The 25,975-nt window shown below is 72.0% G+C and carries 21 protein-coding genes; 7 read left to right on the forward strand and 14 right to left on the reverse strand.

Translation table 11 applies throughout. From position 1 onward, the window contains the following. The first annotated feature begins 3 nt into the window (after nucleotides 1-3). Both BJY16_RS00900 and BJY16_RS00905 read left to right on the forward strand, forming a co-directional pair. Nucleotides 4-648 (forward strand): hypothetical protein, encoded by a 645-nt coding sequence (locus BJY16_RS00900; RefSeq protein ID WP_185037232.1) that lies wholly within the window; start codon nucleotides 4-6, stop codon nucleotides 646-648. Then, a complete protein-coding gene (locus tag BJY16_RS00905) occupies nucleotides 645-1,214 on the forward strand; it encodes a hypothetical protein (RefSeq protein ID WP_185037233.1) in 570 nt (189 codons plus the stop codon). The genes BJY16_RS00900 and BJY16_RS00905 overlap by 4 nt, the downstream gene beginning before the upstream one ends. A gap of 51 nt (nucleotides 1,215-1,265) precedes the next feature. Here BJY16_RS00905 and BJY16_RS00910 read toward each other — a convergent pair whose 3' ends face one another. Then, nucleotides 1,266-2,213, reverse strand: a complete 948-nt coding sequence (locus BJY16_RS00910; protein WP_185037234.1) for a GlxA family transcriptional regulator — start codon at nucleotides 2,211-2,213, stop codon at nucleotides 1,266-1,268. A 338-nt stretch (nucleotides 2,214-2,551) separates the two neighbouring features. Further along, on the reverse strand, nucleotides 2,552-3,253 hold the full coding sequence (locus BJY16_RS00915; protein ID WP_185037235.1) for a SemiSWEET transporter: 702 nt from the start codon (nucleotides 3,251-3,253) through the stop codon (nucleotides 2,552-2,554). A 135-nt stretch (nucleotides 3,254-3,388) separates the two neighbouring features. Here BJY16_RS00915 and BJY16_RS00920 point away from each other — a divergent pair, with 135 nt between their 5' ends. Next, a complete protein-coding gene (locus tag BJY16_RS00920) occupies nucleotides 3,389-4,558 on the forward strand; it encodes a hypothetical protein (RefSeq protein ID WP_185037236.1) in 1,170 nt (389 codons plus the stop codon). 22 nt (nucleotides 4,559-4,580) lie between these two features. Here BJY16_RS00920 and BJY16_RS00925 read toward each other — a convergent pair whose 3' ends face one another. Then, nucleotides 4,581-6,200, reverse strand: a complete 1,620-nt coding sequence (locus BJY16_RS00925) for a beta-1,3-glucanase family protein (RefSeq protein WP_185037237.1) — start codon at nucleotides 6,198-6,200, stop codon at nucleotides 4,581-4,583. A 303-nt stretch (nucleotides 6,201-6,503) separates the two neighbouring features. On the opposite strand from BJY16_RS00925, the gene BJY16_RS00930 reads away from it, so the two are divergent. Continuing rightward, nucleotides 6,504-7,556, forward strand: a complete 1,053-nt coding sequence (locus tag BJY16_RS00930; RefSeq protein ID WP_185037238.1) for an SIS domain-containing protein — start codon at nucleotides 6,504-6,506, stop codon at nucleotides 7,554-7,556. Between the two features lie 985 nt (nucleotides 7,557-8,541). Here the strand turns inward: BJY16_RS00930 and arfA are convergent. The 4 genes from arfA to BJY16_RS00950 are packed head-to-tail and all read right to left on the reverse strand — an operon-like array spanning nucleotide 8,542 to nucleotide 13,155. Then, nucleotides 8,542-10,068, reverse strand: coding sequence for an arabinosylfuranosidase ArfA (gene arfA / locus BJY16_RS00935; RefSeq protein WP_185037239.1), 1,527 nt, complete (start codon nucleotides 10,066-10,068; stop codon nucleotides 8,542-8,544). Between the two features lie 35 nt (nucleotides 10,069-10,103). Beyond that, a complete protein-coding gene (locus tag BJY16_RS00940; protein ID WP_239177674.1) occupies nucleotides 10,104-10,955 on the reverse strand; it encodes a carbohydrate ABC transporter permease in 852 nt (283 codons plus the stop codon). After that, a complete protein-coding gene (locus BJY16_RS00945; protein WP_185037240.1) occupies nucleotides 10,952-11,872 on the reverse strand; it encodes a carbohydrate ABC transporter permease in 921 nt (306 codons plus the stop codon). The genes BJY16_RS00940 and BJY16_RS00945 overlap by 4 nt, the downstream gene beginning before the upstream one ends. Beyond that, nucleotides 11,872-13,155, reverse strand: coding sequence for an ABC transporter substrate-binding protein (locus BJY16_RS00950; protein WP_185037241.1), 1,284 nt, complete (start codon nucleotides 13,153-13,155; stop codon nucleotides 11,872-11,874). Before BJY16_RS00950 ends, BJY16_RS00945 begins: the two co-directional genes overlap by 1 nt. Before the next feature lie 249 nt (nucleotides 13,156-13,404). Here BJY16_RS00950 and BJY16_RS00955 point away from each other — a divergent pair, with 249 nt between their 5' ends. Further along, a complete protein-coding gene (locus BJY16_RS00955; protein WP_185037242.1) occupies nucleotides 13,405-14,436 on the forward strand; it encodes a LacI family DNA-binding transcriptional regulator in 1,032 nt (343 codons plus the stop codon). A 7-nt stretch (nucleotides 14,437-14,443) separates the two neighbouring features. On the opposite strand, the gene ligD is transcribed toward BJY16_RS00955, so the two are convergent. From ligD to BJY16_RS00970, 3 genes are read right to left on the reverse strand one after another with little or no spacing between them, the layout of a single operon-like run. Next, nucleotides 14,444-15,400 carry a non-homologous end-joining DNA ligase gene (gene ligD / locus BJY16_RS00960; protein ID WP_185037243.1) on the reverse strand — a complete coding sequence of 319 codons (957 nt, stop codon included), beginning with the start codon at nucleotides 15,398-15,400 and terminating at the stop codon, nucleotides 14,444-14,446. Between the two features lie 9 nt (nucleotides 15,401-15,409). Beyond that, the gene (locus BJY16_RS00965) at nucleotides 15,410-17,110 is read right to left on the reverse strand and encodes an acyl-CoA dehydrogenase (protein WP_185037244.1); all 1,701 of its coding nucleotides are present in this window, start codon (nucleotides 17,108-17,110) and stop codon (nucleotides 15,410-15,412) included. Between the two features lie 20 nt (nucleotides 17,111-17,130). Then, on the reverse strand, nucleotides 17,131-18,927 hold the full coding sequence (locus BJY16_RS00970; RefSeq protein ID WP_185037245.1) for a sensor domain-containing diguanylate cyclase: 1,797 nt from the start codon (nucleotides 18,925-18,927) through the stop codon (nucleotides 17,131-17,133). A gap of 160 nt (nucleotides 18,928-19,087) precedes the next feature. On the opposite strand from BJY16_RS00970, the gene BJY16_RS00975 reads away from it, so the two are divergent. Beyond that, nucleotides 19,088-20,791 (forward strand): alpha/beta hydrolase, encoded by a 1,704-nt coding sequence (locus BJY16_RS00975; RefSeq protein WP_185037246.1) that lies wholly within the window; start codon nucleotides 19,088-19,090, stop codon nucleotides 20,789-20,791. Here the strand turns inward: BJY16_RS00975 and BJY16_RS00980 are convergent. Beyond that, nucleotides 20,788-21,354 (reverse strand): antibiotic biosynthesis monooxygenase, encoded by a 567-nt coding sequence (locus tag BJY16_RS00980; protein WP_185037247.1) that lies wholly within the window; start codon nucleotides 21,352-21,354, stop codon nucleotides 20,788-20,790. The two genes, BJY16_RS00975 and BJY16_RS00980, sit on opposite strands and share 4 nt — an antisense overlap. Before the next feature lie 94 nt (nucleotides 21,355-21,448). On the opposite strand from BJY16_RS00980, the gene BJY16_RS00985 reads away from it, so the two are divergent. Then, the gene (locus BJY16_RS00985) at nucleotides 21,449-22,486 is read left to right on the forward strand and encodes a beta propeller repeat protein (RefSeq protein WP_185037248.1); all 1,038 of its coding nucleotides are present in this window, start codon (nucleotides 21,449-21,451) and stop codon (nucleotides 22,484-22,486) included. Between the two features lie 313 nt (nucleotides 22,487-22,799). Here BJY16_RS00985 and BJY16_RS00990 read toward each other — a convergent pair whose 3' ends face one another. The 3 genes from BJY16_RS00990 to BJY16_RS01000 form a co-directional block, all read right to left on the reverse strand. Further along, on the reverse strand, nucleotides 22,800-23,720 hold the full coding sequence (locus tag BJY16_RS00990) for a type IV toxin-antitoxin system AbiEi family antitoxin (protein ID WP_185037249.1): 921 nt from the start codon (nucleotides 23,718-23,720) through the stop codon (nucleotides 22,800-22,802). 377 nt (nucleotides 23,721-24,097) lie between these two features. Further along, a complete protein-coding gene (locus BJY16_RS00995; RefSeq protein WP_185037250.1) occupies nucleotides 24,098-24,736 on the reverse strand; it encodes a response regulator transcription factor in 639 nt (212 codons plus the stop codon). After that, nucleotides 24,688-25,974, reverse strand: coding sequence for a sensor histidine kinase (locus BJY16_RS01000; RefSeq protein ID WP_185037251.1), 1,287 nt, complete (start codon nucleotides 25,972-25,974; stop codon nucleotides 24,688-24,690). Before BJY16_RS01000 ends, BJY16_RS00995 begins: the two co-directional genes overlap by 49 nt. Nucleotide 25,975 lies beyond the last annotated feature (1 nt).

A 25,975-nucleotide genomic window follows, 5' to 3' on the forward strand; every position in this document is an offset into this window, starting at 1 on the left:
AGTATGTCGCCGGTCCGCGCGCTGCCCGCCGAACTGGGTGCCGTGCGCGCGCTGATCGCCGAGGGCCTCGCCGAGGTGAACCGGGCGGCCGACGACCCCGAGCAGTTCTGGATCCGATCGGCGATCACCCGGCTGGCTGCCGCCGACGCCACCCTGGCCGATCTACTCCCCCGCCGCCGCCCACGGATCGCATCCCCGGCCGCCTCTCTGTCGCGGTCCTCGGCGGCCGCGGCTCTGTCGGCCACCGTGCTGGTCGCGGCGGTGACCGCGGGCGGCGCGGCGCTGGCCCGGGCCGCGGGAGCCGGGCCGGGCGGGGCGCTCACGGTAGGCGGAACGTTGCTGCTCCTCACCCTGTACCTGGCCGGTTCGGTCCGCCGTCGCGAGCCCACGCCCACGCCGCCCCCGCCGCCGGACACGCCCGGTCTGGGGTTGATCGCGGTGCCGCCCGCCCTGGACCGTGCCCGGGTCCGCCTGGTCTCCGCCGCCCTGCGCCGCGCCGGTCCGGCGAACTGGCCGGTCCCGGCCCTGCGCCGGGCGGTGGCGGCGGATCCGGTGCTGGATCGGCTGGCCCACGCCGACCTGCTGCTCTGCCAGGCCATCGACTGCCTGGACCGCTACCTCGACGACCTGGAGAAGGACTGGCCGTGAGTCGCGACGATCCGTTCACCGGTGGAGTGGCGCCCCGGCTGCGGCGCCTCGACCGCGAACTGGCGGCGACGGTCACCGACGCGCAGTGCCGCGACTGGGTGGCCGACCGCCCGGACCGGGTCGGGTTCGCCCGGCTCGGCCAGGCGCGCCAGGAGATCCGCACCGCCGCGGCCCGCTACCGGGTCGCTCCCCCGCTCACCGACCGCGTCACCGTGCTGTCCGCGCTGGCCGCCGGCCTGATCGTGGTGCTGCCGCTGCTGCTCGTGGTGCCCGGCCCGACCCGGCCGCTGACCCTGGCCGGGATCGCGGTGGCCGGACTCTGGGCGACGCTGGGCCTGCGCACCGCCCTGCGCCGGCTGCGGATCCGCTCGGCCCGAGGCGCGCCGGACGGTCCGGCGCCGATCGACGACCCTTACCTGTACGCCCGCCAGCGCCACGGCATCGAAGCCTGCGCCCTGTCCGCCCGAGCCGACCGTTCCTACCGCCGCCGCGCCGCCGCGACCGACCTGGAATACGCCCTCGACTGGCTGGCCGCCGCCCAGGAGGAACTCCCCCGCCTCCGCTGAGCCGGCAGCCCAGCACCGGCACTCCGCCGGCCGGCGATGCCAGTCGGCCGGTCAGACCTTCGCCTTGAAGGTGCTGCGGTAGCTCTGCGGGGTCGTGGTCAGGCGCTGGGTGAAGTGGTGACGGAGGGTCTGGGCGCTGCCGAAACCGGAGCGGGCGGCGATCGCGTCGATGCCCAGGTCGGTCTCCTCCAGCAGGCGGCGGGCCAGCAGGACACGCTGGCCGGTGAGCCAGTCGTGCGGGGTGGCGCCGGTCTCGGCGCGGAACCGGCGGGCGAACGTGCGTGGGGCCATGTGCACCAGGTCGGCCATGGTCTCCACGGTGTGCTCGCGGTCCAGGGTCTCCAGCAGGTGGGTGAGCAGCGGCTGCATCGTCTCGCAGGAGACGGTCGGCATCGGGGTCTCGATGAACTGGGCCTGGCCGCCGTCCCGGTGCGGCGGCACCACCATCCGCCGGGCGATCTGAGCGGCGACCGCCGAGCCCTGTTCCTCGCGGATCAGGGCCAGCCCGCAGTCGATCGCGGCGGCGGTGCCGGCGCTGGTCAGCACGGTGCCGTCGGCGACGTAGAGGACGCCGGGATCCACTTTGGCGCGCGGGAAGCGGGCGGCCAGGCGGTCGGTGTGCCGCCAGTGAGTGGTGCACCGGCGATCGTCCAGCAGGCCGGCCTCGCCCAGCGTGAACGCGCTGGTGCAGACGCTCATCACCCAGGCGCCACGGGCGTGCGCGCGGCGCAGCACCTCGAGCACCTCGGGTGGCGGCTCGAGCATCTCGTTGGGCGCCACGGCGACCAGGTCGGCGGTCTCGGCCGGGCTGAGGTCGTGACTCGGGTTGATCGAGAAGCCGGAGCGGGTCATCACCGGCGCGCCGTCGACGCTGCAGACGGCGAAGTCGTAGTGCGGCAGGCCCTCCGGGGTGCGGTCGTAACCGAACAGTTCACAGAGGACACCCAGCTCGAAGACCGCCACCTCGGGCATGGCGATTACGGCAACACTGCGCAGCATGCCGCCACCGTACCGCAAGGTTGGCAGTTTCTTGAAGATGTATGGCATTCCTGCCACTGGTCCGGAGGCGGCCGCGGGACGACGCTTGATGCATGGAAATCGCAGCGCTTGTCTTCTTCGTCCTACTATTGATCGCTTCCCTGGCGGGCCTGACCGTGGACAGCCGGGACAGCGCCGATTGGAAGCCCAGTGTCGACGGCCGTCGCGCCGCATGACGCCCCACCGGGCAAAGCCGCCGGACACCGCCGGGCTGATCCGGGGAAAGCCGCCGGACCACCCACGAACACCGGCCCGGCGGCCGTCCCACACAGTGCCCTCGGCCGGCAAGAACCGAAGAATCAGACCCCGGCGACCGCGAGACTGCGGGTGACCACCGAGCCACGCCACTGCGGCACCTCGATCGCCGGGGAGGCGACCGGCGCCCGGCGGGCGGCCAGCACCGCGCAGACGGTCAGCGCGCTGCTCAGCCCGACCAGCGCGGCCGCCCAGACCGCCGGCTGGCCGGTGCCGAGCCCGTAGACCAGCCACGACCCGCTGGCCGCGGCGGCCAGCCGGAACCGGGCCGGGGACAGCCCGGACACGTCCTGCGTCCGGTCCCGGAGCAGGGCCATCGGCTGCGGCAGCGCGGACAGGAACGATCCGGTCGCCAGCACCGCGCCCAGCAGCCCGGCCGCCCGGGCCGCGGTGACCTGCGGCAGCGCGGCGGCCGCGGTGGCCGTGCCGATGGCGAGCAGCACCGCGCCGGACAGTCCACCGGCGCCGCGCAGCGTCCGGGCCGAGCGCAGCCGCGGCTGGGTGGCCAGCAGCGCGGCGAGCACGGCCACCCCGGCGACCAGGTTGAGGACGTTGGTGACCACCTGGAGCCGGTCCCCGATCAGCAATCCGTAGGTCACCCAGCCGACCGGCATCACCAGGCCGAACAGGCACGCGGCCGGGGACAGTCCCCCGGTGCGGCGCCGGACGCAGGAGAGGAACACCTGGGGCCAGGCGATGGACATGGACAGGGCGGCTCCGAGGAAGCCGAAGGCGTGCGCAGACATGATCCGTTTCCGAGTCGGTGCGGCAGGAACACCGACCGGTTCGGCAGCGGCCACGCCCCGCTGATCGTCGGCACCCGGACCGCAACCGGCCGCACCGGGAAGGCAACCGGACCCACGATTTGGCACAGTGGACTCATGCTGACCGACGTGGACCTGCCCGCGCCCGGACTGCTCTGGACCCGCTGGGCGACGCTGAGCGCCACGATGACCGGCATCGACCGTGGTGAGCGGTGGTCCGTCGACGAGCGCGGCGCGCGACGCGACGACCCGGAGCTCGGCTGGGCCCGGTTCGCGCTGCTCGACGGCCGCCGCGCGGTGCTCTACGGCGCGCGCGCCGACCACCACACCGAGACCGGCCTGGACGCCGACCCGCTCACCGGCGCGCCGGACTGGCTGCCCTGGGCCGACCTGGGCCCGCTGGCCGAGAGCGACCGGCTGGGCTTCGTGATCTGGCACGAGAACGGCCGCTGGTCCCGGGTGCGTCAGCAGCGGCACTACGACGACGGGATGGCCGGCCTGCTGGCGCCGCTGCTCACCGAGGAGCAGACGGTGACCGCGCTGCGCGGCGTGCTGCCCGCCACCGAGCTGCGCGGACTGCGCGACATCGCGGCCGAGCTGCTGCACGCGGCGGTCCGCGGCGAGGTGGACGCCGAGCACTTCGAGGCGCTGCTCGGGGACGCGGTGGACATCGGGGCGGCGCTGGCCGCCGCGGCCCGGGGCGGGATCGTGCCGGGCACCCGGCCGCCGCGGATCGAGCCCGGGCAGCGGCCGCCGATGCGCCGGGTCCGCCGGCTCAGCCAGGGCGAGCACGACCGGCTGGTCTGGGGCGCCATGCACGAGGCGACCGAGCTGCGCCGCCCGCCGCCGCCGGACACCGAGGAGCTCGGCGCGCTGGTGCACTGGCTGCAGGAGCGGGCGCCGGGCGGGGACGGCCGGTGCTCCCTGCTGGCGTACGCGGATGCCACCAGCTTCAGCGCGCAACCCGGCGAGCACCCGCCGGCCGATCAGCCGGGCGAGGAGCGGTACGCCGGGTTCCGCCGCCTCACCGAGCTGGTCCGGGCGTTGCGCCGGGCGGAGAGTGACCCGCGCTACGGCCGCTGGCTCTTCCTCCGGGTGGAAACCAGCGCCACCAAGTTCCGGGTCGAGCGCTGCTACGACTCGTGGCCGGCCTGGTGGCACGACGACGGCGTCTCCGGCCCGTGGCGGACCAACCTGCAGGAGGAGATGGAGGCGCGGGGCCGGCAGTGGCGCCCCCCTTGGACGCCACTGCTCGACCCCGAGGTGGCCTACCGCCCCACCTCCTGAGCTCCCGCTCCGGCCGCCCGGATCAGAACGGGCTGAAAGTGATCGCGGCGGCGCGCGGGTCACCGTCGTGCACCAGGGACTCCTGGTTCTGCACGTCGTCGAAGGCGAAGGCGTACGCCTTGCCGTCGACCATGTTCTGGTGGATCACCTTGGCGTACAGGTTGGCCGGGTCACCCTGGTAGAAGTCGGCGGCCGTGCCGCTCGGCTGGACGTCGAGCCGGCCCAGCGTGGTGCGCTGCAGGGCGGCGCAGAGGGTCCGCGCGATCGGCCCGACCACCTGGTCGTTCGGGGCGCCGAGGGCACCGTCGCAGCCCCACACGTTGGCGGTGGACGGCTTGGTGAACGAGGCGACCGTCTTACCGGAGCCGTCGGTGAAGCTCATCACGCCGCCGGCCGTGCGACCGGTGTACTTCACGTTCGGGCGGTCGGTGAACGGCGTGACGATCAGATTCTTCTTCTCGTACGCCGACCAGGCGCTCGTGATGTACGGATCGAGGTAGGTCGGGCTCATCAGGCCGGCGTCGGCCGCCTTGCCCGGGGCCAGCACCCGCAGCACGGTGCCGTCGGCCCGGGTGACCACGCTCTTGGCGAAGGCCGGGCTGGCCTTGATCGCGTCGATCACCCTCTGCCGGCCGTTCTGCTTCACCTCGCCGGTAACGCTGGTCACGCCGCTGCTGCCGGTGACGCTGACGACGTGCGGGACCGCGAACATGTCCACCTGCGAGCTGTTCAGCCACAGGCCGGACGAGTTGACGGTGAACTCGCTCCAGTCGAAGAGGATGTCGTGGTTCGGGTCGCCGCCGGCCCACGGCGCGGGCTGGACCAGGCCGTCGGTGGTGAGCCGGAAGTCGAGCTTCTGGCCGAACGAGAAGTAGAGCCGGCCGGAGAGGTTGCGCGGCACCCGGATCGTGGTGCTGCCGCCGTTGGCCGGGCCGGCGATCGAGACGTCCGGGGCGGATGCCGGCACCGCGGCGCCACCGGTCCAGGCGGTGAACCTGCCGGCCTTGTCGACGTAGCCGAGCTTGCCGGTCTCCAGGTTGACGCCGAGCACGTAGAGGTGGACGGCGTCACCGCGGCCGGTCTTGTTGGTGACCGTGACCGGGAGCAGGTCCTCCTTGGGCGGCACGGTGGTGGCGGGCGCCGTCGTCGCCGTCCTGGTCGGCGCCGCGGTCGCGGTCTTCGTCGGCGCCGCGGTCGTCACCACCGGCGCGGCCGTGGTGCGGGTGACGGTCGGGGCGACCGTCGCCTCACCGCCGCCGCAGGGCTGGCCGTTGAGCTTGCAGTTGACCGGCTGGCCACCGCTGCCGACGAAGCCGAACGTCACCTTTCCGCCGACCGGAATGGCGCCGTTCCAGCTACTGTTCGTGAATGTCCGGTGACTGCCCTGGGCGGCCATCTGGGTGTCCCAGAAACTGCCGATCGTGGCCCCGGCGGGCAGGTCGAATTCGACTTTCCACGAGGTCATCGCGGATGTTCCGGTGTTGCTCACGACCACCTCGTCCTGCCAGCCGGAGCCCCAGTCGGAGACCGTACGCAGGGACGCCGTGGCCGCGGCGGCCGAGGCGGGCAGGGCGAACCAGGCGGTGCCGAGCGCGGCCGCGGTCGCCAGCGAGGTGAGCAACAACGTTCTTTTCCGGCGCATCAGGAATAGCCTCCGGGGATAGTGGATCAGGGGGTCCCCAGTATGGAAAATCCGCGCGGAAATCGGTCTGTTGTTTAAGGTTCCTTTAACGTGACGTCTTTTTTCGGCGTCGATAACAGTTTCTCAAGATTTTTTGTTGAGCGGGACTGCGCGAACGGCGGCGGGCGGGTTATCGTACGGATTCGGTGCCCATAGACCGTCGTGGCACGTCTTCGGCGCGTCACGGGATGGTCGCACCACCGATTCCGCCGCCCTCACTCCCCCGCACGCCGCTTGCCCGATGCCGCCGCACCAGGAGGTCGGATGACCACCGCACTCGACGCGATGATCGCCGCACAGCCCGCCGCGCTGGAGGCCCTCGCCGATCCCGAACCCACCGCGAAACCGGCCGCCCTCCTCGACCCGGCCACGCGGATCTGGCTGGTCGGCACCGGCACCAGCCAGCACGCCGCCGAGCTCGGCGCGGCCGCGCTGCTCGACGCCGGGCGCGATGCCCGGTGGATCCCGGCGACCGGCTTCACCGACCGGCTGCTGCGCCCCGGCGACGCCGTCGTGGTGATCACCCACACCGGACAGACCGCCTACGCCCGGCGGGCCCGCCAGATCGCCCTGCGCGCCGGAGCCCCGCTGGTCACCATCGCCGGCCCGGAGGCCGGCGCCGGCGTCGCACGACCGGATGCCGGCGGTGACGGTACCGGGGACCTCGTCGCCGGGGCGGCGGCCCGCACGCCGGTGGCCGAGGAGTGGGCCGAGGCGATCCGGACGCCGGTGGCCGAGGCCTCGGAGACCTACACGGTGAGTTACACCGCGGCGCTGGCCGTGCTCGCCCAGCTCGCGCATCACCTCGGCGCACCCGGATACGGGCCCGAGGCGATCCGCGCGACGGCCGGCCGGGTCCGGGCGGTGCTGGAGTTCCCCGGGCTGGCCGGGGTGCCGATCCCCGGCCGGGCGATGGCGATCACCGGGCCGGGCGCCTGGTCGGTGACCGCCCGGGAGGGCGCACTGAAGATCCGCGAGGGCGCCCGGATCCTGTGCGAGGGCTTCGACCCGGAGCGTTTGCTGCACGGCGCGGCGGTGCCCTACACCTCGGCGGACTCGCTGCTGGTGCTGCAGCCGGGTGCGGACCCGGACGGGCTGACCGCCGCGGTCGCCGAGGCCGCCCGCCGCGAGGGCATCCACGTGACCACGCTCGCCGAGCCCCCGTCCGAGCTGCCCGACCTGCTGACGCAGATCCCGATGACGGTACGACTCCAGCTCCTCGCCCTCCGCTTCGCCCGCATGCGCGGCCAGAACGCGGACGTCGCCATCACCGGCGCCTGGGCCGACCCGTCCCTCTGGCGGCTCGGCACTCCCTGACCCACGGCGGTCCAGGGGTGCTGTTGATCGCCGGCCGGCCCATGACAGCGGCCCCGGCTGGCCAATTCAGGGCGGCCCGGACCGATTCGGCCGCTCTCCGCCGAGCAGCGGCCGCGCGCCACTTCCCTGTCCCCGCCCGCCACTTCCCAGTCCCCGCCGTCCCTTCGCAGTCCCCCCGCCACTTCCCTGTCCCCGCCCGCCACTTCCCAGTCCCCGCCGCCCCTTCCCAGTCCCCCCGCCACTTCCCAGTCCCCGCCCGCCCAGGGGGAGCCGCCCGAAGACAGTGTCGCGCGGAAAGGCGGCCGCACGGGGGCGGGCTGTGGACTACGCGCTGGTGTGGATAAAGCCGCACACCGTGTCGGCGGGCCACCGCGTCGACGGCGACCACGCCCTATTAGCCGTCGGTGGCCTCCACACCCCGGGACACCCCGGACGCCGGCCACTTTCGCCCGGAATTCCTGCCGCCGTCCCGGCCCCGGCTGGCTCCCAAGGGTGTCTCAACGCACGTGAGAGACCCTTGGGAGCCAGCCCACCACAGTGAGCTGACTTCGGCCCGGAGCCGAGCGGACCCGCACAGCGGCCCGGAGCCGAGCGGGCCCGCACGACACGCACGGCGACCCGGAACCGAGCGAACCGCACGACACCCACAGCGACCCGGAACCGAGCGAACCGCACGACACCCACAGCAGCCCGGAGCCGAGCGGACCCGCACGACACGCACGGCAACCCGGAGCCGAGCGGACCCGCACGACACGCACGGCAACCCGGAGCCGAGCGGACCCGCACGACACCCACAGCGGCCCGGAGCCGAGCGGACCCGCACGACACCCGCAGCGGCCCGGAGCCGAGCGGACCCGCACGACACGCGCAGCGGCCCGGAGTGGCCGCGGCCTCGCGGGCCGATCGGCACGGGACTCCGAGTCGTACCGGAGAAGGGTGTCAGCGGAGGCGGAGGGACTGCCCGGCGCCGGGAGATCGTTGGCGGTCAGGGGTGGGTGAGGCGGAGGGCGGTCCAGGAGACTCGGGGCAGGGTCAGCGTGACGGTGCGGCCTTCGGTGGTGACCGCGCCGGTCGAGATGTCGCTGGTGGGGCGGAGGGTGACGCGGTCCGGGGTGTCGCTGGTGTTGGTGGCCCGGACGTCGTCGTCGGTGAGGGTCCACGAGTCGGCGACCACCAAGGGCTGATCGAAGGCGGACAGGTCCACGGTGAACTCGACCGGGTCGGTGACGTCGCGGTTGACCACGAAGACGGTGACGTCGCCGGTGGTGGCGTCGTGTGTGGCGACCGCGTCGACCAGGGCGGCCTCGCCGTAACGAGCGGTCTGGTAGGTCGGGCTGTCGATCCGGGTCTCCAGCACGTCGCCCTTGGCCAGCGCGGCGGTCCGGGCGAACGGGTGGAAGATGGTCTGCCGCCAGGCCGGGCCGCCGGGCTCGGTCATGATCGGGGCGATCACGTTGACCAGCTGGGCCTGGCAGGCGGCGGTGACCCGGTCGCTGTGCCGGAGCAGCGAGATCAGCAGGTTGCCGACCACGACCGCGTCGGCCACGTTGTACCGGTCCTCGATGACGCGCGGCGCCACCTCCCACTCCGAGGGCAGCGGGGCGTTCTGGAAGCGGGAGAGGTACCAGACGTTCCACTCGTCGAACGAGAGGTTGATCTTCTTGGTGCTCTTCAGCCGGGCGCCGACGGCGTCCGCGGTGGCCACGATGCTGGTCACGAAGTGGTCCATGTCGACCGCGCTGGCCAGGAACGAGCCCAGGTCGCCGTCGTGCTCCTCGTAGTAGGCGTGGCAGGAGACGTACTCCACCACGTCGTACGCGTGCTCCAGCACGGTCGACTCCCAGGCGCCGAAGGTCGGCATCGACGAGCTGGAGCTGCCGCAGGCGACCAGTTCCAGGTCCGGCTCGGCGGACTTGAGCGCGCGGGCGGTGGACGCGGCGAGCAGGCCGTATTCCTCGGCGGTCTTGTGCCCGGTCTGCCACGGTCCGTCCAACTCGTTGCCGAGGCACCAGAGCTTGATGCCGTACGGCTTCTCCGCCCCGTTCGCCCGGCGTCGCTCGGAGAGCGCGGTGCCTTCCGGGTGGTTGAGGTATTCGTGCACGTCGAGCGCCTCCTGGACGCCACGGGTGCCGAGGTTGACCGCGTACATGATCTCGGTGCCGGCCTTCTCCGCCCACTTGGCGAACTCGTCGATGCCGACCTCGTTGGTCTCGATGCTGCGCCAGGCCAGGTCCCGCCGGCGGGGGCGCTGCTCGCGCGGGCCGACCCCGTCCTCCCAGCGGTAGCCGGAGACGAAGTTGCCGCCCGGGTAGCGGATCATGGTGACGCCCAGTTCGCGGGCGAGCGCCAGCACGTCGGTGCGGAACCCGTCCTCGTCGGCGCTCGGGTGGCCCGGCTCGTAGATGCCGGTGTAGACGCAGCGGCCCATGTGCTCGACGAACGAGCCGAAGGTGCGGCGGTTGACGGGCGCCACGACGGCAGCCGGATTCAAGGCGACACGCGCACGGTGCATTTTGTTCCTTTTAATGGCGTTTTCTGGGGGAAGCTTTATTTGACGGCGCCGATGGTCAGGCCACCGCGCCAGTACCGCTGCAGGAGCAGGAAGGCCACGATCAGCGGGACGATGGCCACCAGGGCGCCCGTCACGATCACGTTGAACAGGGCCTCGCCGCCGTTGCCGAGGGTGGCCGACATGTACCAGGTGCGCAGCCCGACGGTCAGCGGGAAGAGATGGTCGTCGCTGAGCATCACCAGCGGCAGGAAGAAGTTGTTCCACGACGCGACCATCGAGAACAGCAGCACGGTGACCAGGGCCGGACGCATCGCGGGCAGCGCCACGCTGGTGAACACCCGCAGTTCCCCGGCGCCGTCGATCCGGGCCGCCTCGAGCATCTCGTCCGGCACCGACTCGTGTGTGTAGACCCGCAGCAGGTAGACGCCGAACGGGTTGAGCAGCGACGGCAGGATCACCGCCCAGACCGAGTCGACCAGCCCGGCCTTCGACATGAGCAGGTAGGTGGGCAGCACCAGCGCCGTGGCCGGGACCATGATCAAACCCAGGAGCAGGGCGAAGATTTTCGTACGCCCGGGGAACCGCAGTTTCGCGAAGGCGTACCCGGCGAGCGCCGAGACGGCCGTCGCGCCGATCCCGCTGACCACCGCGTACAGCGCCGAGTTGCGCAGCCAGACCAGGTAGATGCCGTTCTCCTGGGAGAACACGGTCGTCAGGTTGTCGGTCAGGTGGAAGTCGGAGAACCACAGCGGCGCGGACAGGAACAGCCCGTCGTTGTCCTTGGTCGCGGCGACCAGCAGCCACCAGAACGGCAGCAGGAAGTAGATCGCCAGCACGCCCATCACGACGTGCGGGACGACGCCGGCGCGCTCTTTCTTGGCGGTCACAGCGCGCTCCGTTTCCTGGTCGCGAAGAGGAAGAGGTACGACCCGACGAAGACCACCGCGCCGAGCAGGAACGAGATCGCCGCCGAGTAGTTGTACTGCTGGAACGAGAACGCCTGGTTGAAGGCGTAGACGTTGGGCGTGTAGTGCTGGGTGATCGAGCCCGGGTTGAGCGGCTGCAGGATCAGCGGCTCGGTGAAGAACTGCAGCGTGCCGAGGATGGTGAAGAGGGTGGCCAGGACGAGCGCCGAGGAGATCATCGGCGTCTTGATCCGCCAGGCGATCTGCACCGGGCCGGCCCCGTCGATCCGCGCCGACTCGTAGACCTCGCGCGGCAGGCCCTGCAGCGCCGCGTACAGCACGATCATGTTGTAGCCGGCCCACTGCCAGGTCACCACGTTGCCGAGCGAGGCGAGCACCCACGAGCTGGACAGGAAGTCGAGGGGCAGCACCGCGCTCAGCGGGCCGGTGTCCTTGCTGTAGAGGAAGCCCCACATCAGCGTGCCGATCACCACCGGGACCGCGTACGGGACGAACGCGGCGAGCCGGAAGATCCGGGAGAACCGCGAGGTGGCGTGGTCGATCAGCAGCGCCGCGAGCAGCGCCAGGCCGATCATCACCGGGGTCTGGACCAGCCCGAACACGATCACCCGGAGCACGCCCTCGCGGACCAGCGGGTCCTGGAACGCCTGGGTGTAGTTCTCGAAGAGGGCGAAGTGCTCCCCCTCGATCAGGGTGGACCGGTAGAGGCTGAGCTTGAACGCGTACGCCATCGGCAGCAGCAGGAACGCGATCAGCAGGACCACGAACGGGGTGACGAAGAGCCAGCCGGTCGCGGCCTCCCGTTTTCTTGGAAAACGCGGCGCCGGGGGGCCCGCGGCCGCCGGAGCGGCCGCGGGTTTGGTCTGCACCTGCGTCATCACTGGGCCTTGAAGCCCTGCTGGGTGGCGTACTGCGAGACGTTGGCCTGTGCGGTGTCCAGCGCCGCGGTCCACGATGTCTTCTTCTCGATGGCGCCGTTGATCCCGGTGGTCAGCTGGTTGAAGTTGTAGCTGTTGAACGGGCTCCAGCTGAACGGGGCGATCGCCTTGTAGGCCGGCACGAAGACGTCATTGACGGTCTGGCCGCCGAAGAAGTCGTACTTCTTCTTCAGGAACGCGTCCGACTCCAGCACCGGGGTGGCGGTCGGGAACAGGTACGCCTCGTCGATGCCGATCTTCCAGGCCGCGGTGTTGCTCGCGCCGAAGACCTCCATGGCGACCTTGGTGGCCGCCTCCGGGTTCTTCGCCTGGTCGGTCACCGCGAACGACGAGCCGCCCCAGTCACCCTGGTCGTTGGCGCCGGCCGTCCACTGCGGCAGCGGGGCCGCGCGCCACTTGCCGGAGGTCGTCTTGGCCACGCTGGCCAGGTAGCCCGGGCCCCAGCCGGCGGCCAGGTAGGTGACGTACTTGCCGGAGCCGAGGCCGTTGTAGAAGTCGGTGGTCCCGTACGCCTTGGTGTCGGCGAGGCCGCTGGCGACCATGCCCTCCCAGTAGGTCATCACCTTCTTGGCCGGCTCGTCGTTCACCGCGATCCCGATGGTCGACGGGTTCGCCGTGTCATAGGTGTACGGCTTGCTGCCCGCCTGCCAGGTGAGGCCGGTCATGAAGCCGCCGTCGTTGCCGCCGAAGTCGGTGATGAACGCCTTGCCGCCGGACGCGGTCTTCAGCTTCTCGGCCTGCTGCTTGTACTCGTCCCAGGTCTTCGGGACGGTCAGGCCGTACTGCTTGAACAGGTCCTCGCGGTAGAGCATCGCCATCGGGCCGGCGTCGACCGGGATGGCGTAGACCTTGTCGCCCTGGCTGACCTGTTTCCAGGCCCAGTCGACGTACTGGCTCTTGAGGTCGTTGGCGCCGTACTCGCCCATGTCGACCAGGTGCTTGGTGAGCTGGTAGGTGGGCAGCTCCTGGAACTCCAGCATGACCACGTCGGGCGCGCCCTTGCCGGCCTTGAGCGCGGTCTGCAGCTTGGTGTACTCGTCCTGGCCGGCGCCGGCGTTGGTCCACTCGATCTTGATGTCGGTGTGCGTGGCGTTGTAGAGGTCGACGACCTTCTGGAAGGACGGGTACCACGCCCAGACCTTGACGGTGACCGGGCCGTTCTGCGTCCCGGCGCCGGAGTCGCCGTCGCCGCTGCTGCACGCGGCGAGAGTCAGCGCGGTCACAGCCGCGACCACGGCGGCCGCCGATCGCCGTACACTAAACTTTCTGACGTTCACTGGGTCCTCACAAGGTTAGTGATGGGTCAGAAGCCGGCCTCCGGTGCTGGCACACCGGGGGTCGGCAATCAGCTCTTCACGTTTCACGTCTCTTTGTTGCTACGCTTTTGCAGCGCTGCAAAACAGCATGCACGGACGTCCAATCGACGGCAAGGGGTAACCTGCCGGAAACTTGGCGCGGCAGAGGGGGCACCATTGCGTCGAGAAGTCACGCTACGTGACGTGGCGGAACTGGCCGGGGTTTCCAGCCGAACCGTCTCCAACGTGGTGAACGGGTACGCGAACGTGACCGAACGGACCAAAGCCCGGGTCCAGCGTGCGGTCGACGAACTCGGGTACCGGCCCAACGTGCTGGCCCGCAACCTGGCGCAGGGCCGGTCCGGGCAGATCGCGCTGGTGGTGCCCTACCTCGACACGCCCTACTTCTCGGAACTCCTGCAGAGCGTGATCCGGGCGGCCCGGGCCCGCGGCTACAACGTGCTGATCGACCAGACCGACGGCGACCCCGAGCACGAGCGTGCGTTCATCGCGCACGGCTCCCGGCGGCTGCTCTTCGACGGTGTCATCTTCAGCCCGCTCGGCCTCGACCAGCAGGCGCTCGCCGACCACGACCCGAACCTGCCGCTGGTCATCCTGGGCGAGCGCAGCAGCGACGGCACCTTCGACCACGTCGGGATCGACGACGTGGCCGCCTCCCGGCAGGCCACCGAGCACCTGCTCGACCTGGGCCGGCGGCGGCTCGCCGCGATCGGCGACCAGCCCTACGCCACCGGCGAGGCGGCCCAGCTGCGCACCCGCGGCTTCCGCGAGGCGCACGCGGCGCGCGGCCTGACCGCCCGGGAAGACCTGATCATCAGTACCCCCCGGTTCAACCGGAAGGACGGCGCCCAGGCGATGGCCGCCCTGCTGGACCTCCCGGAGCCGCCGGACGCGGTCTTCTGCTACTCCGACCTGGTCGCGCTCGGCGCCATCCACACCCTGGTCAGCCGGGGTCTGCGGGTGCCGGAGGACGTCGCGGTGATCGGCTACGACGACATCGAGGACGGCGCCTACTCGAACCCGACGGTGAGCACGATCTCCCCGGACAAGGAGATGATCGCGACCACCGCGGTGGAGCGGCTGCTGCTGCGGATCAGCAGCCCGACCCCGCCGCCGGCGCTGGAGCTGCGCGCTCCGCACAAGTTGGTGATCAGGGAGAGCACGGCGGGGCGAGTGGCCGTACCGTGAAGCGGATCTAGGTCTTGGGCACTTCCGGGGTCTCCAGGCCGGCCTGCTCGTCGCGCTCGGCCCAGTCCAGCAGCGTGGCCAGGGAGTGGTGGGTGTCGTCGATGGCGGCGTGCAGGTCGCCCAGCTCGGCGAAGCGGGCCGGGACGGTGCGGATGGTGAAGGCCCGCGGGTCGACGTCCGGGATCTCGTCCCAGGTGATTGGGGTGGAGACGGTGGCCTGCGGGACGCCGCGGACCGAGTAGGCGCTGGCGATGGTGTGGTCGCGGGCGTTCTGGTTGTAGTCGATGAACAGCGCCTTCGGATCGCGGTCCTTGCGCCACCAGGTGGTGGTGACGTCCTCCGGGGCGCGGCGCTCCACCTCCCGGGCGAAGGCGAGCGCGGCCCGGCGCACGTCGGCGAACCCCCAGCGCGGCTCGATCCGCACATAGATGTGCAGTCCCCGGCCGCCGGACGTCTTCGGGAAGCCGACCATGCCCAGCTCGTCGAGCACCTCCCGGACCACCGGAGCGATCTTCTGCACGGTGCCGAACGGGCAGTCCGGCATCGGGTCCAGGTCGATCCGCCACTCGTCCGGGCGCTCGGTGTCCGCCCGCCGGGAGTTCCACGGATGGAACTCCACGGTGGACATCTGGACCGCCCAGATCACGTCGGCCGGTTTGGTCACGCACAGCTCGTCGGCGTGCCTGTGGTAGCGCGGGAACGTCACCCGGACCGTCTCCAGCCAGGGTGGTGCGCCGTTCGGCACCCGTTTCTGGTGCACCTTCTCCCCGGCCAGGCCGTCCGGGAACCGGTGCAGCATGCAGGGGCGCTCGCGCAGCGCGCGGACGATCCCGTCGCTCACCGCCAGGTAATACTCGACCAGGTCGAGCTTGGTGGCGCCGAGCTCCGGGAAGTAGATCCGGTCCGGGTTGGAGACCCGGACGTCGTGGTCGCCGACTTCGATGACGGTGGCTTTACCGGCCATCCGTCGAACCTAACCCAACCAGGCGTCCTCAAGGTCGAGAAGCAGCGTGTCGCCCGAGTCGAGCAGGTCCAGCATCGGGCCGATCCGGGGCAGCTCGTGGGTGACGAAGTACTTCGCGGCCAGCCGCTTGCCGTCGTAGAAGTCGCCCGGCTTGTCCCCCGCGGCCAGCGCCTGCTCCAGCCACATCCAGGCGATCACCAGGTGGCCGGCGGCGTCCAGGTAGGCGGTGGCGTTGACCAGCGCGGTCGACGGATCGACCCAGAGCTTCGCGGTGGTCGCGGCGAGCCGGTCGCAGGCCTTCTCCACCGGGCCGCCGAGCTCGCTCTTGGCCGCCGCCGCCCGGATCCGGTCCAGCAGCAGCGCCAGCCCGGCGCCGCCACGCTGGGTGACCTTGCGGCCGAGCAGGTCGAGCGCCTGGATCCCGTCGGTGCCCTCGTGGATCGAGTTCAGCCGGTTGTCCCGGTAGAACTGCTCGACCGGGTACTCCCGGGTGTAGCCGTAGCCGCCGTGGATCTGGATGGCGTGGTCGTCGGCGAGCCGGCACCACTGCGACGGCCACGCCTTGACGATCGGGGTCAGCGTGTCGAGCAGCAGGTCGTGCTCGGGTGACGGCTCGTCGAGCAGTTTCGCCGCGTAGAGGACAAGAGCCAGACCCCCTTCGACGTACGACTTGGAGGCGAGCAGCATCCGCCGGACGTCGGGGTGCTGGACGATCGGGACCGGCGGAGCCGCGGGATCCTTGTCGCCGATCGGCCGGCCCTGCTGGCGCACCCGGGCGTACTCGAGGGCGTGCAGATAGCCGGTGTACCCGAGCGCGACCGCGCCGGACCCGACCCCGATCCGCGCCTCGTTCATCATGTGGAACATGTACTGCAGGCCGCGACCCTCCTCGCCGACGAGTTCGCCCACGGCGTCGTCGAAGGCGAGCACGGTGTTGGTGGTGCCGCGGTAGCCCATCTTGTGGTTGAGCCCGGCGAGGGTGACGCCGTTGCGCTTCCCGTCGATCAGCTTCGGCACGATGAAGAGCGACAGACCCTTGACCCCGGCCGGCGCGCCGGCGACCCGGGCCAGGACCAGGTGGATGATGTTCTCGCTCAGCTCATGGTCGCCGCCCGAGATCCACATCTTGCCGCCGTTGAGGCGGTATTTGCCGGTTTCGTCGTCCCGGACGGCCTTCGTCGCGACATCGCTGAGCGAGGACCCGGCCTGCGGCTCGGAGAGGCACATGGTGCCGGTGTACCGGCCCTCGATCATCGGCAGCACGTAGCTCCGGATCTGCTCCTCGGTGCCGTGCGCCAGCAGCAGGTGCGCGTTCCCCGAGGTGAGCATCGCGTAGGCGGAGGTGGCCGTGTTGGCCGCCTGGAACCAGAGGAAGCAGGCCCGGCCGACCACGATCGGCAGCTGCGACCCGCCACGCTCGGCGTCCAGGGTCGCGGCGAGCAGCCCGGACTCGGCGAAGACCCGCAGCGCCTTGGCGACCTCCGGGATGATCGTCACCCGCTCGCCGTCGAAGGTCGGCTCGGTCAGGTCGTTCTTCCGGTTGTGCGGGGCGAAATCCCGCTCGGCGATCTGCTGGGAGACGTCCAGGAACGCGTCGAACGTCTCCCGCGAGTGCTCGGCGAACCGCTCGCGCCCGGTCAGCGACTCCACGTCGAGCCATTCGTAGAGCAGGAAGTCGAGGTCCCGGCGGGACAGCACCTTGGAGTTCATGCACCCAGTGTGCACTAACTTTAGTCGGCTGCGCGATGCCGTCCGATTCTCTCCAGCACGGTACGCAGCGCGCGGCTGCCACCGGACCGCTTGATCTCGTACATCGCGTGGTCAGCGGCGCGCAGCGCGGAGTCCGGGTCCTCGGCCGGGCCGGCCATGTGCACGCCGACGCTGGCGCCGATGCAGATCTGCTGCCCGGCGATCCGGAACGGCATCTCCACCACGGTCCGCACCCGGTTCGCGGTGGCCGCCACGTCGTCCGCGCTCAGCACCCCGGGCATCAGCACCACGAACTCGTCGCCGCCGACCCGGGCCAGCACGTCGCCGGCCCGGATGCAGCCGCTGAGCCGCTCGGCCACCTGGCGCAGCAGTTCGTCGCCGGCCTCGTGCCCGTGCACGTCGTTGACCGGCTTGAACCCGTCCAGGTCGACGAAGAGCACGGCGACCGGGTCGCGGCGCAGCGAGCTGCTCAGCGCGTCCTGCATCCGGCGCCGGTTCGGCAGGCCGGTCAGCGGGTCGTGCTGCGCCTCGTGGGCGAGCCGCTCCTGGAACGCCCGGTTCTCCGAGATGTCCCGGGCGTTGATCACCACGCCGTTCAGCGCCGGGTTGGCCATCTGGTTGGACGCGGTGAAGTCGAACCAGCGGTAGTGCCCGCTGGCCGCGCGGACTCGGCACTGCAGCCGGAGCACCGCGGCCGGGTCGCTGAGCAGCGCCTCCAGCCGTTCCCGCATGGCCGGTTGGTCGTCCGGGTGGACCATGCCGAAGACGCTCTGCCCGGCGAGCATGCCGGGCTCGAACCCGAGGATCGCTGCCGAACTGGGGCTCGTGAAGATCATCGTGCCCTCCCGGTCGATCACCGTGACGATGTCCGGGGCGTGCTGGAACAGCGCCTGGAACCGCTCGTCGGCGCGGCGCCGCTGGATCTGGGTGCGATAGCCGAGCACCGAGATGCCGACCACCCCGATCAGCAGCATGGCGACCAGCGTGATGTTCACCGTCTGGCTGCGCCGGTGCACCGCGCCGTCGAAGTCCGACTTGGTCTGGGTGCGGACATAGGAGTAGCCGCTCGGCAGGCCGCCGACCACGATCGCGATCATGTCGGTGCTGCCCACCCGGTACTCCACGAAGTGGGTGCCCGCGCGGCCCAGCTCGGCGACGATCGCCGCGTCGGTCCGGCCGCCGATCAGGTCCGCCACGCTGCTGGCGGCGACCACGCCGGACCGGTCCACCACGTCCGTCCGGTGCTTGTCGCTCTGCAGCTGCTGGGTGTACTTCTGCAGCGAGGTGGTGGCGACCTGGTTGAAGCCGACCAGGAAGCCCGCCGGGGAGCCGCCGGCCAGGACCGGCACGGCCACCGCGGCCAGCGCGATGTTGTCCACCGTCATCACCGAGGAGAACCCGACCTGGGCGCCGTCGGTGAACATCCGGCGCATCGGGGCCCAGCCGGCGTTGTCGGCGGCCGGCAGCCCACTGGCCCGGCTGGCGTTCAGCACCGAGCCGTCCAGGGCGGTGAGCATCATGCCGTACTGGAAGGTGGAGCTCTTCGACGCGGCGTTGACCAGCACGGCGTGGTCGGTGGCGTCGCCCCTGACCAGGCTCAGCGGGTGCTCGGCCAGCACCTGCGCCAGCTCCTGCGCGGAGAGCAGCTGCAACTGCCCGGTCAGGGTGGCGTTGTTGGTGCCGAGCTCGGTGCTGTCGGCACGGTGCACCGTGTCGGCCGCGTTCAACGCCCGACGGTTCACGGCAATGGCGATCCCGCCGGCGGCCGCCAGCAGGAGCACGCTGACCACCACCGCGATCCAGTTCCGTACCCGCATCGCTTCCTCCTCACCGCAAGTCATCGGCAGCGAGAAGCCCGGCTGAATGAACCTGTGACACAAAACCGCCCGAAAACGGGGCGGCGCGCAGCACCATCGACCCCCGATGATGGGAGAGGCACCCGAAACCGACGTCCCCCGTCGATGATCGGAGCACCGCATGCGTCTCGCGCCACCCGCGGACCGGCTCACCTCGCTGCGCGCCCGGATCCCCCGGCCCCGGACCCCCGCCGACCAGACTCCGCCGCCGCGCCCGCGGATCATGCGGGCCCCGCTCAGTCTCACCGGCGCCGGACTGGCCGCCTTCTTCTTCTGCCTGGCCTTCACCCCGTCGCTGCTGCCCCGCACCGGGATCCTGCAGGGGGTGGTCGCCGGGATCACCGCGGCCATGGGCTACGCGCTGGGCACCGCGATCGGCGCGCTGATCCGGCTCCGGTTCCGATTCTCCGGGCGGACCGTGCGGATCTGGTGGCGGGTGCTCGCCGTGCTGCTGCTCCCGATGATCGCCACCTGCCTGGTGCTCGGCGTGCGCTGGCAGCGCGAGCTGCGGTTGCGGCTGGGGATGCCACCGGCCCAGGAGTACGACATCGTCCGCACCGTCGGCGCCAGCCTGCTCACCTTCGGGCTGCTGCTGCTGATCGCCCGGACGCTGCGGCTGGCCACGCACGGCTGCGCCCAGGTGTTCCGGCTGATCGTGCCGGACCGGGCGGCGTACTGCGCGGGGACCGTGGTGGTGGCCGTGCTCAGCTACAGCGCCTTCGACGGGCTGCTGGTCGCGCACCTGTTCGCGGTCGCCGACCGATCGGCCGCCGTGATCAACAACGGCACCGGGAACGGGGTGCACCGGCCGGACTCGGCGCTGCGCTCCGGCGGCCCGCAGTCCCTGGTGGCGTGGGACACGCTGGGCCGGCAGGGGCGCTCCTTCGTGGCCGGGGCGCCCAGCCGGCCGGAGCTGACCGAGTTCGCCGGCCGGCCGGCCACCGAGCCGATCCGCATCTACGCCGGGCTGGCCTCGGCGGAGACCATGCGGGCGCGGGCCGACCTGGTGGTCCGCGAGATGGACCGGACCGGCGCCTTCCAGCGCGACGTGGTGGCGGTGTTCACCCCGACCGGCACCGGGTGGGTGGACAACCGGGTCACCCAGTCGCTGGAGTACATGTACGCCGGGAACACCGCGCTGGTCTCCATGCAGTATTCCTACCTGCCCAGCTGGATCGCCTTCCTGGGCGACCGGTCCGGGGTGGTGGACGCGGCGTCGACGCTGATCACGGCGGTGCGCGAGCGCTGGGCGGCGCTGCCCGCGGCGCACCGCCCCAAGCTGCTGCTGTTCGGCGAGAGCCTGGGGACGTACGGGATCGAGGCGACCTTCGGCAGCGCCGGCGCTCTGGTCGGCGGGGCGGACGGGGTGCTGATGGAGGGCCCGACCTTCGCCAACCCGGTGCACCAGCGGCTCACCCGGGACCGGGCGGCGCCCTCCCCGGTCTGGGACCCGGTCGTCACCGGGCTGCCGATCGACTTCGCCGACGACGCCACCGAGCTGCGCGACCGGCCCGGCGCCCCACCGAAAGTGGTCTACCTGCAGAACTCGTCCGACCCGATCGTCTGGTGGAACTGGGACCTGCTGTGGCGCCAACCGGCCTGGCTGCACGGCGAGCGCGGACCGGACGTCACCCCGGCGATGCACTGGTTCCCCTGGGTGACCTTCTGGCAGACCACGTGTGACCTGGTCTTCGCCAACCAGGCACCGACCGGGCACGGGCACGTCTACAAGTCGGCGACGGTGGACGGGTGGGCCACGGTCGCGCCGCCGCCGGGCTGGACCGTGGCCGACACGGTCCGGCTGCGCGACCGGCTCGGCGACTAGCGCCTGCCCTGGAGCCAGGGTTGCAGGACGCGGGTGATCCGCGGCAGCACCAGGTACGTCATGATCGGGGTCAGCACCAGGGTGCTGATCAGGGTGCGCAGCACCAGGTTCAGGCTGGTCAGGTGCGGCGCCAGCAGCCAGCCGGAGAGCAGGCTGACCGGGAAGAAGCCCAGCCAGATGGTGGTCGCCTGCTTCCACCGGGCCGGCGCGGCCGGCGCCTGCTGATCGACCTGCAGCTCGCGGGGCGGGTCGAACCAGCCCTCGATCCCGGTGCGCTTCTCCCGCCGGGTGTGCTCGACGAAGCCCTCGGCCGAGGAGAGCCACCACTGCCGCTGCGGCGACTCCTCCCAGTCACGCAGCGACTCGGCGTCGGCGAAGCGGTAGAGCATGTGCCACTCCGGGGAGCGCGGCTCCGGGCGGACCCAGCCGGTGCCGAGGAAGCCCGGGAAGGTCTCGGCCAGCGAGGCGCCGGCCCGGACCCAGGCGGCCATCTCCGCGTCCCGGGACGGATCGGCCCGCCGGGTGATGGCGACGGTGACGGCTAGCTGCGGCGGCGATTGCATGTCTCACATTGTGGTAAGCCCAGATTTCCGGCGCGTGGCATCCCGTGGATCAGTGTCGTGCCCCACGCTCCCGGGACGGGTAAGTTCTGCGGACATGACGATCAAACGAAGGTTGTCGATTGCCCTGCTGGCGGTGGCGGCGATCGCCGTCCCCGCGCCCGCCGTGGCCACACCGGGCACACCGCACGCCTGGCAGCTCAGCGAGACCGGGTCCACCGCGCGGTTCCGGGGGCTCGCCCCGGTCAGCGCCTCGGTGGCCTGGGTGGCCGGGAGCGCCGGAACGGTCCTGCGGACCGTCGACGGCGGCCGCAGCTGGTCCTCGGTCGGCCCGGCGGACGCCGCCGCGCTGCAGTTCCGGGACATCGAGGCGTTCGACGCCCGGCACGCGGTGGCGCTGACCATCGGCTCCGGGACCGACTCGCGGATCTACACCACCTCAGACGGCGGCCGGTCCTGGACCCGCACCTTCCAGAACGAGGACCCGGCCGCGTTCTACGACTGCATGACGTTCCTCGACCGGCGGCACGGCCTGGCCCTGTCCGACCCGGTCGACGGCAAGTTCCGGGTCCTCGCCACCCGGGACGGCGGCCGGTCCTGGTCGGTGCTGCCGGACGTCGGCATGCCGGCCGCCCTGGACGGCGAGTTCGCCTTCGCGGCCAGCGGCACCTGCCTGGTCTCGTCGGGTGGCCGTGCCCACTTCGCGACCGGTGGCGGCGCGACCGCCCGGGTGTTCAGCTCCGGCGACTTCGGGCGGAGCTGGCGGGTGACCGGCACGCCGGTGCCGAGCGGCCCGAGCGCCGGCATCTACTCGCTGGCCTTCCGCGACCCGTGGCACGGCCTCGCGGTCGGCGGCGACTACACCGTGCCGGACGCGGCCCCGTCCGGCGCCGCCCGCACCCGCGGCCGGGACTGGCTGGTCGCCGCCACCCCGCCCGGTGAGTACCGCTCCGGCGTCGCCTGGTCCGGCCCGCGCACCGCGATCGCCGTCGGCCCGACCGGCAGCGACTACACCCGCGACGGCGGCGTCACCTGGCGCCGCTTCGACACCGGCAGCTTCGACGCCGTCGCCTGCGTCCGGCACGCCTGCTGGGCCTCCGGCGAACAGGGCCGAGTCGCCCGAACCCGCTCCTAGGCACGCCGGAAACGCCAGCCCGAGGCCCAGCCGCGCTCCCTCCCCCGGCTGGGCCGCGCGGGTCCCTCAGAGCCACTGAGACACCCCTCAGAACCAGCCGACCGGCCCGGCAGCGCGACCGGCTGGCTTCCAGGGGTCCCTCACGGCCGCTGAGACACCCCTCAGAACCAGCCGACCGACCCGGCAGCGCGCCACCGCCCGGCAACGAGACCGGCTGGCGACCAGGGGTCCCTCACGGCCGCTGAGACACCCCTCAGAACCAGCCGACCGACCCGGCAGCGCGCCACGGCCCGGCAACGGGACCGGCCGGCGATCAGAGGCCCCGCACGTCCGCCGTCGTGGCGGGGGGATTGCGCGTGAGCAGGGTCGCCAGCCGATGGACGATCTGGTGCGGGGCGCGCAGCACATCACCGGCTGTGAACCGGAGCACCGTCCACCCCGCCTCCCGCAGTGCCTCGTACCGGCCGACGTCCCGACGGAACTGCGCTCGTTCCCGGTGGTGGTCGCCCTCGTACTCGGCCACCACCCGGGCCTCCGGCCAGCCCAGGTCGACGCGGGCCAGCCACCGGCCCCGGCCGTCGTGGATCTCCAACTGCGGGTGCGGGGCGGGCAGCCCGGCATCGTGCAGGAGCAGCCGGAGGCGAGTTTCCATCGGCGACCCGGCGCGACCGTCGCCCAACGCGAGCACCTCACGCAACCTCCCGGTACGCGGCCACCGCCGGCGCTGCCGGGACAGCTCGGCGACCGCGACGACATCGACCGCCTCCTGCCGCAGCATCCCGTCGAGCAGGATCAGTGCGTCGGTACGCCCCAACCGCCGTCCCAGATCGAAGACTGTCCGCTCCGGCGTGGTCACCCGGATGCCGTGCAGCACCGTGACGTCCTCGCCGGCCAGGACCGTGTGATGGGCAAGGATCCGGGGATGCCGGTTGATCCATCCGTCGCGCGGCGTCACCACGGAGACGGGCGGCTCGTCGGACAGCAGGTCGGCGCCCCACAGGTGAGCGGCGCTCGGACCGCCGATCGCGGCGCCGGGCGGCAGGGCCGACGCGACGGCCGCGCACCACGTCCGGTGGTCCAGCGGGCAGTCACGGTGCAGGTAGACGTCCGGCAGCAGACGTTGCCAGACGCGGCTGCGCAGCATGGTGCTGGTGAGCAGGCCGGCGGCGACCGCGGCGGAACCGCGGAACGGCGCCCGCGCCAGTGCGTCGGGAACACGTGGGGTGACCGGCATGCCCACAGAGTCCCGGTTCTCCGGAACCCCCGCTCCGGCGCTGTGGACAACCGGCTGTTGTGGAGAACGCCATGCGGTCGGCTGGCTCTCACGTGTGCCTCAAGGTCCTTGAGGCACACGTGAGAGCCAGCCGACCGACCCGGCGGCGCGCTGCGCACCGAACCCGTGGCGGACCGCGCGCGACACCGCTGCTCGGCACGGGTTGCCGCGCGGGTCCCGGCTCCGGCTGGTTCTCACGGGTGTCTCAGGGCCTTCGAGACACCCGTGAGAACCAGCCGACCGGCCCGGCGGCGCGCATCGGCCGGGCCACGGGCGGTCTTGCGGAGGGGTGGCGCGGGAGTGGGCGAGGGCGGGGGCTGCTGGCGTACCGGAAGGGGTCAGGCGTTGAGGTAGGTGAGGACGGCCAGGACCCGGCGGTTGTCGTCGTCGGAGACCGGCAGGTCGAGCTTGGTGAAGATGTTGTTGATGTGTTTGCTGACGGCTTTCTCGCCGATGAAGAGCTTGCCGGCGATCGCCCCGTTGGAGCGCCCCTCGGCCATCTGGCCCAGTACCTCGCGCTCCCGGGTGGTCAGCGCGGAGAGCGGCGACTGGCGGCGGGCCAGCAGCTGGTAGACCACCTCGGGGTCCATCGCGGTGCCGCCGGAGGCGACCCGGCGGACCGCGTCGATGAACTGGGCGACGTGCGAGACCCGGTCCTTGAGCAGGTACCCGACGCCGCCGGCCCGGTCGGAGAGCAGCTCCCGGGCGTAGAGCGGCTCGACGTGCTGGCTGAGCACCAGCACCGGCATCCCGGGGATCTGCTCGCGGGCGGCGATCGCGCCCTGCAGGCCCTCGTCGGTGAAGGTCGGCGGCAGCCGGACGTCGACCACGGCCACCTCCGGCCGATGCTCGATCAGGGTGGGCAGCAACGCCGGTCCGTTGTCGACGGCGGCCACCACCTCGCAGCCGTGCGCGGTGAGCAGGCGGGTCAGCCCGTCCCGGAGGAGGGCGTGGTCTTCGGCGAGGACGACGCGCAAGGCAACTCCATGGTCACGACAGTCGGTCCGCCCGGCGGGCTGGACAGGCTCATCGTGCCATCGAACGCGGCGAGACGGCGTTCGATGCCTCGCAGGCCGCTGCCACCGGACGGGTCGGCGCCGCCGAGACCGTCGTCGCTGACCCGCATGACCAGCGACGACCCGGTGTGCCAGAGCTCGACCTGGGCGGTCCGGGCGAAGCTGTGCCGGGTCGCGTTGGCCAGCGCCTCGGCGACCGCGAAATAGGCGGCCGACTCGACCGGGGTGTCCAGCCGGCCGGGCAGCGCGGTCTCCACCGTGGTCGGGATCGGCACGGCAAGCGCCAGGGCGCGCACCGCGCCGTCCAGCCCGCGCTCGGCGAGCACCGGCGGGTGGATGCCGCGGACCAGGTGGCGCAGGTCGGCCAGGGCCGCGGAGCTGGTCTCCCGGGCCTCGGCCAGCAGTTTGCGGGCGCCGGCCGGGTCGCCCTCGACCATCTCCTCGGCCAGCCCGATGGTCATGCCCAGCGACACCAGCCGGACCTGGGCGCCGTCGTGCAGGTCACGCTCGATCCGGCGCAGCTCGGCGGCCTGCGCGTCGACCGTGTCGGCCCGGGTCACGGTCAGCTCGCTGACCCGCAGGCGCAGCTCGGCGTTCCGGGTCGGGCCGAGGAACAGCCGGCCGAAGTGGGCGTCGAAGCGGCGCAGGTAGGGCGCGACCGCGATGCCGACGGAGAGGATCAGCGCGCCCTGCGGCAGGGAGAGGAAGCCCTCGCCGACGGTCTCGATCGGCCAGATCGCGCCGTAGCCGTACCAGTCCGTGCCGAGCGAGATCCACAGTGGGATCAGCAGCACGCCCTCCAGCCCGTAGACCGGGAGCGCCAGGGTGAGCGCGCCGAGCGCGACGCCGGCCACCGCACCGGGCACCAGCCAGGCGAGGTCGCGCCAGGTGGCCGGGTCGGTGACGATCCACTTGTAGTAGCGCCAGCCGCCCACGATCGCCCGCTCGGGCGGCGGCAGGTAGGGCCGGCGGATCGGCACGCCGGCCCGCCCGGCGAGCCGGCGGGCCAGGTCGGCGCGGGCCCGGACCAGCAGGGTGACGCCGGGGAGGGCGAGCATCCCGAGGCCGGGCACGATGCTCAGCACCAGGGCGGCCACCGACAGCCCGAACAGCGGCAGGTTCAGCACGGCCAGCGGGATGGCGAGCAACCCGCTGAGCACCGCCCGCAGGCCGTCGCGGATCCAGTCACGCGAGTCCATG

This window comes from Actinoplanes octamycinicus, assembly GCF_014205225.1.
In the GTDB taxonomy this organism is placed as follows: domain Bacteria; phylum Actinomycetota; class Actinomycetes; order Mycobacteriales; family Micromonosporaceae; genus Actinoplanes; species Actinoplanes octamycinicus.

Excerpts from the sequence above, each read along its gene's own strand:
- BJY16_RS00900 (WP_185037232.1), top strand. The coding sequence starts at position 4 with ATGTCGCCGGTCCGCGCGCTGCCCGCCGAACTGGGTGCCGTGCGCGCG.
- BJY16_RS00980 (WP_185037247.1), bottom strand. The coding sequence starts at position 21,354 with ATGCAATCGCCGCCGCAGCTAGCCGTCACCGTCGCCATCACCCGGCGG.
- BJY16_RS00965 (WP_185037244.1), bottom strand. The coding sequence starts at position 17,110 with ATGAACTCCAAGGTGCTGTCCCGCCGGGACCTCGACTTCCTGCTCTAC.
- BJY16_RS00985 (WP_185037248.1), top strand. The coding sequence starts at position 21,449 with ATGACGATCAAACGAAGGTTGTCGATTGCCCTGCTGGCGGTGGCGGCG.
- BJY16_RS00990 (WP_185037249.1), bottom strand. The coding sequence starts at position 23,720 with ATGCCGGTCACCCCACGTGTTCCCGACGCACTGGCGCGGGCGCCGTTC.
- BJY16_RS00915 (WP_185037235.1), bottom strand. The coding sequence starts at position 3,253 with ATGTCTGCGCACGCCTTCGGCTTCCTCGGAGCCGCCCTGTCCATGTCC.
- BJY16_RS00945 (WP_185037240.1), bottom strand. The coding sequence starts at position 11,872 with ATGACGCAGGTGCAGACCAAACCCGCGGCCGCTCCGGCGGCCGCGGGC.
- ligD (WP_185037243.1), bottom strand. The coding sequence starts at position 15,400 with ATGGCCGGTAAAGCCACCGTCATCGAAGTCGGCGACCACGACGTCCGG.
- arfA (WP_185037239.1), bottom strand. The coding sequence starts at position 10,068 with ATGCACCGTGCGCGTGTCGCCTTGAATCCGGCTGCCGTCGTGGCGCCC.
- BJY16_RS00910 (WP_185037234.1), bottom strand. The coding sequence starts at position 2,213 with ATGCTGCGCAGTGTTGCCGTAATCGCCATGCCCGAGGTGGCGGTCTTC.
- BJY16_RS00930 (WP_185037238.1), top strand. The coding sequence starts at position 6,504 with ATGACCACCGCACTCGACGCGATGATCGCCGCACAGCCCGCCGCGCTG.
- BJY16_RS00975 (WP_185037246.1), top strand. The coding sequence starts at position 19,088 with ATGCGTCTCGCGCCACCCGCGGACCGGCTCACCTCGCTGCGCGCCCGG.
- BJY16_RS00920 (WP_185037236.1), top strand. The coding sequence starts at position 3,389 with ATGCTGACCGACGTGGACCTGCCCGCGCCCGGACTGCTCTGGACCCGC.
- BJY16_RS00925 (WP_185037237.1), bottom strand. The coding sequence starts at position 6,200 with ATGCGCCGGAAAAGAACGTTGTTGCTCACCTCGCTGGCGACCGCGGCC.
- BJY16_RS01000 (WP_185037251.1), bottom strand. The coding sequence starts at position 25,974 with ATGGACTCGCGTGACTGGATCCGCGACGGCCTGCGGGCGGTGCTCAGC.
- BJY16_RS00970 (WP_185037245.1), bottom strand. The coding sequence starts at position 18,927 with ATGCGGGTACGGAACTGGATCGCGGTGGTGGTCAGCGTGCTCCTGCTG.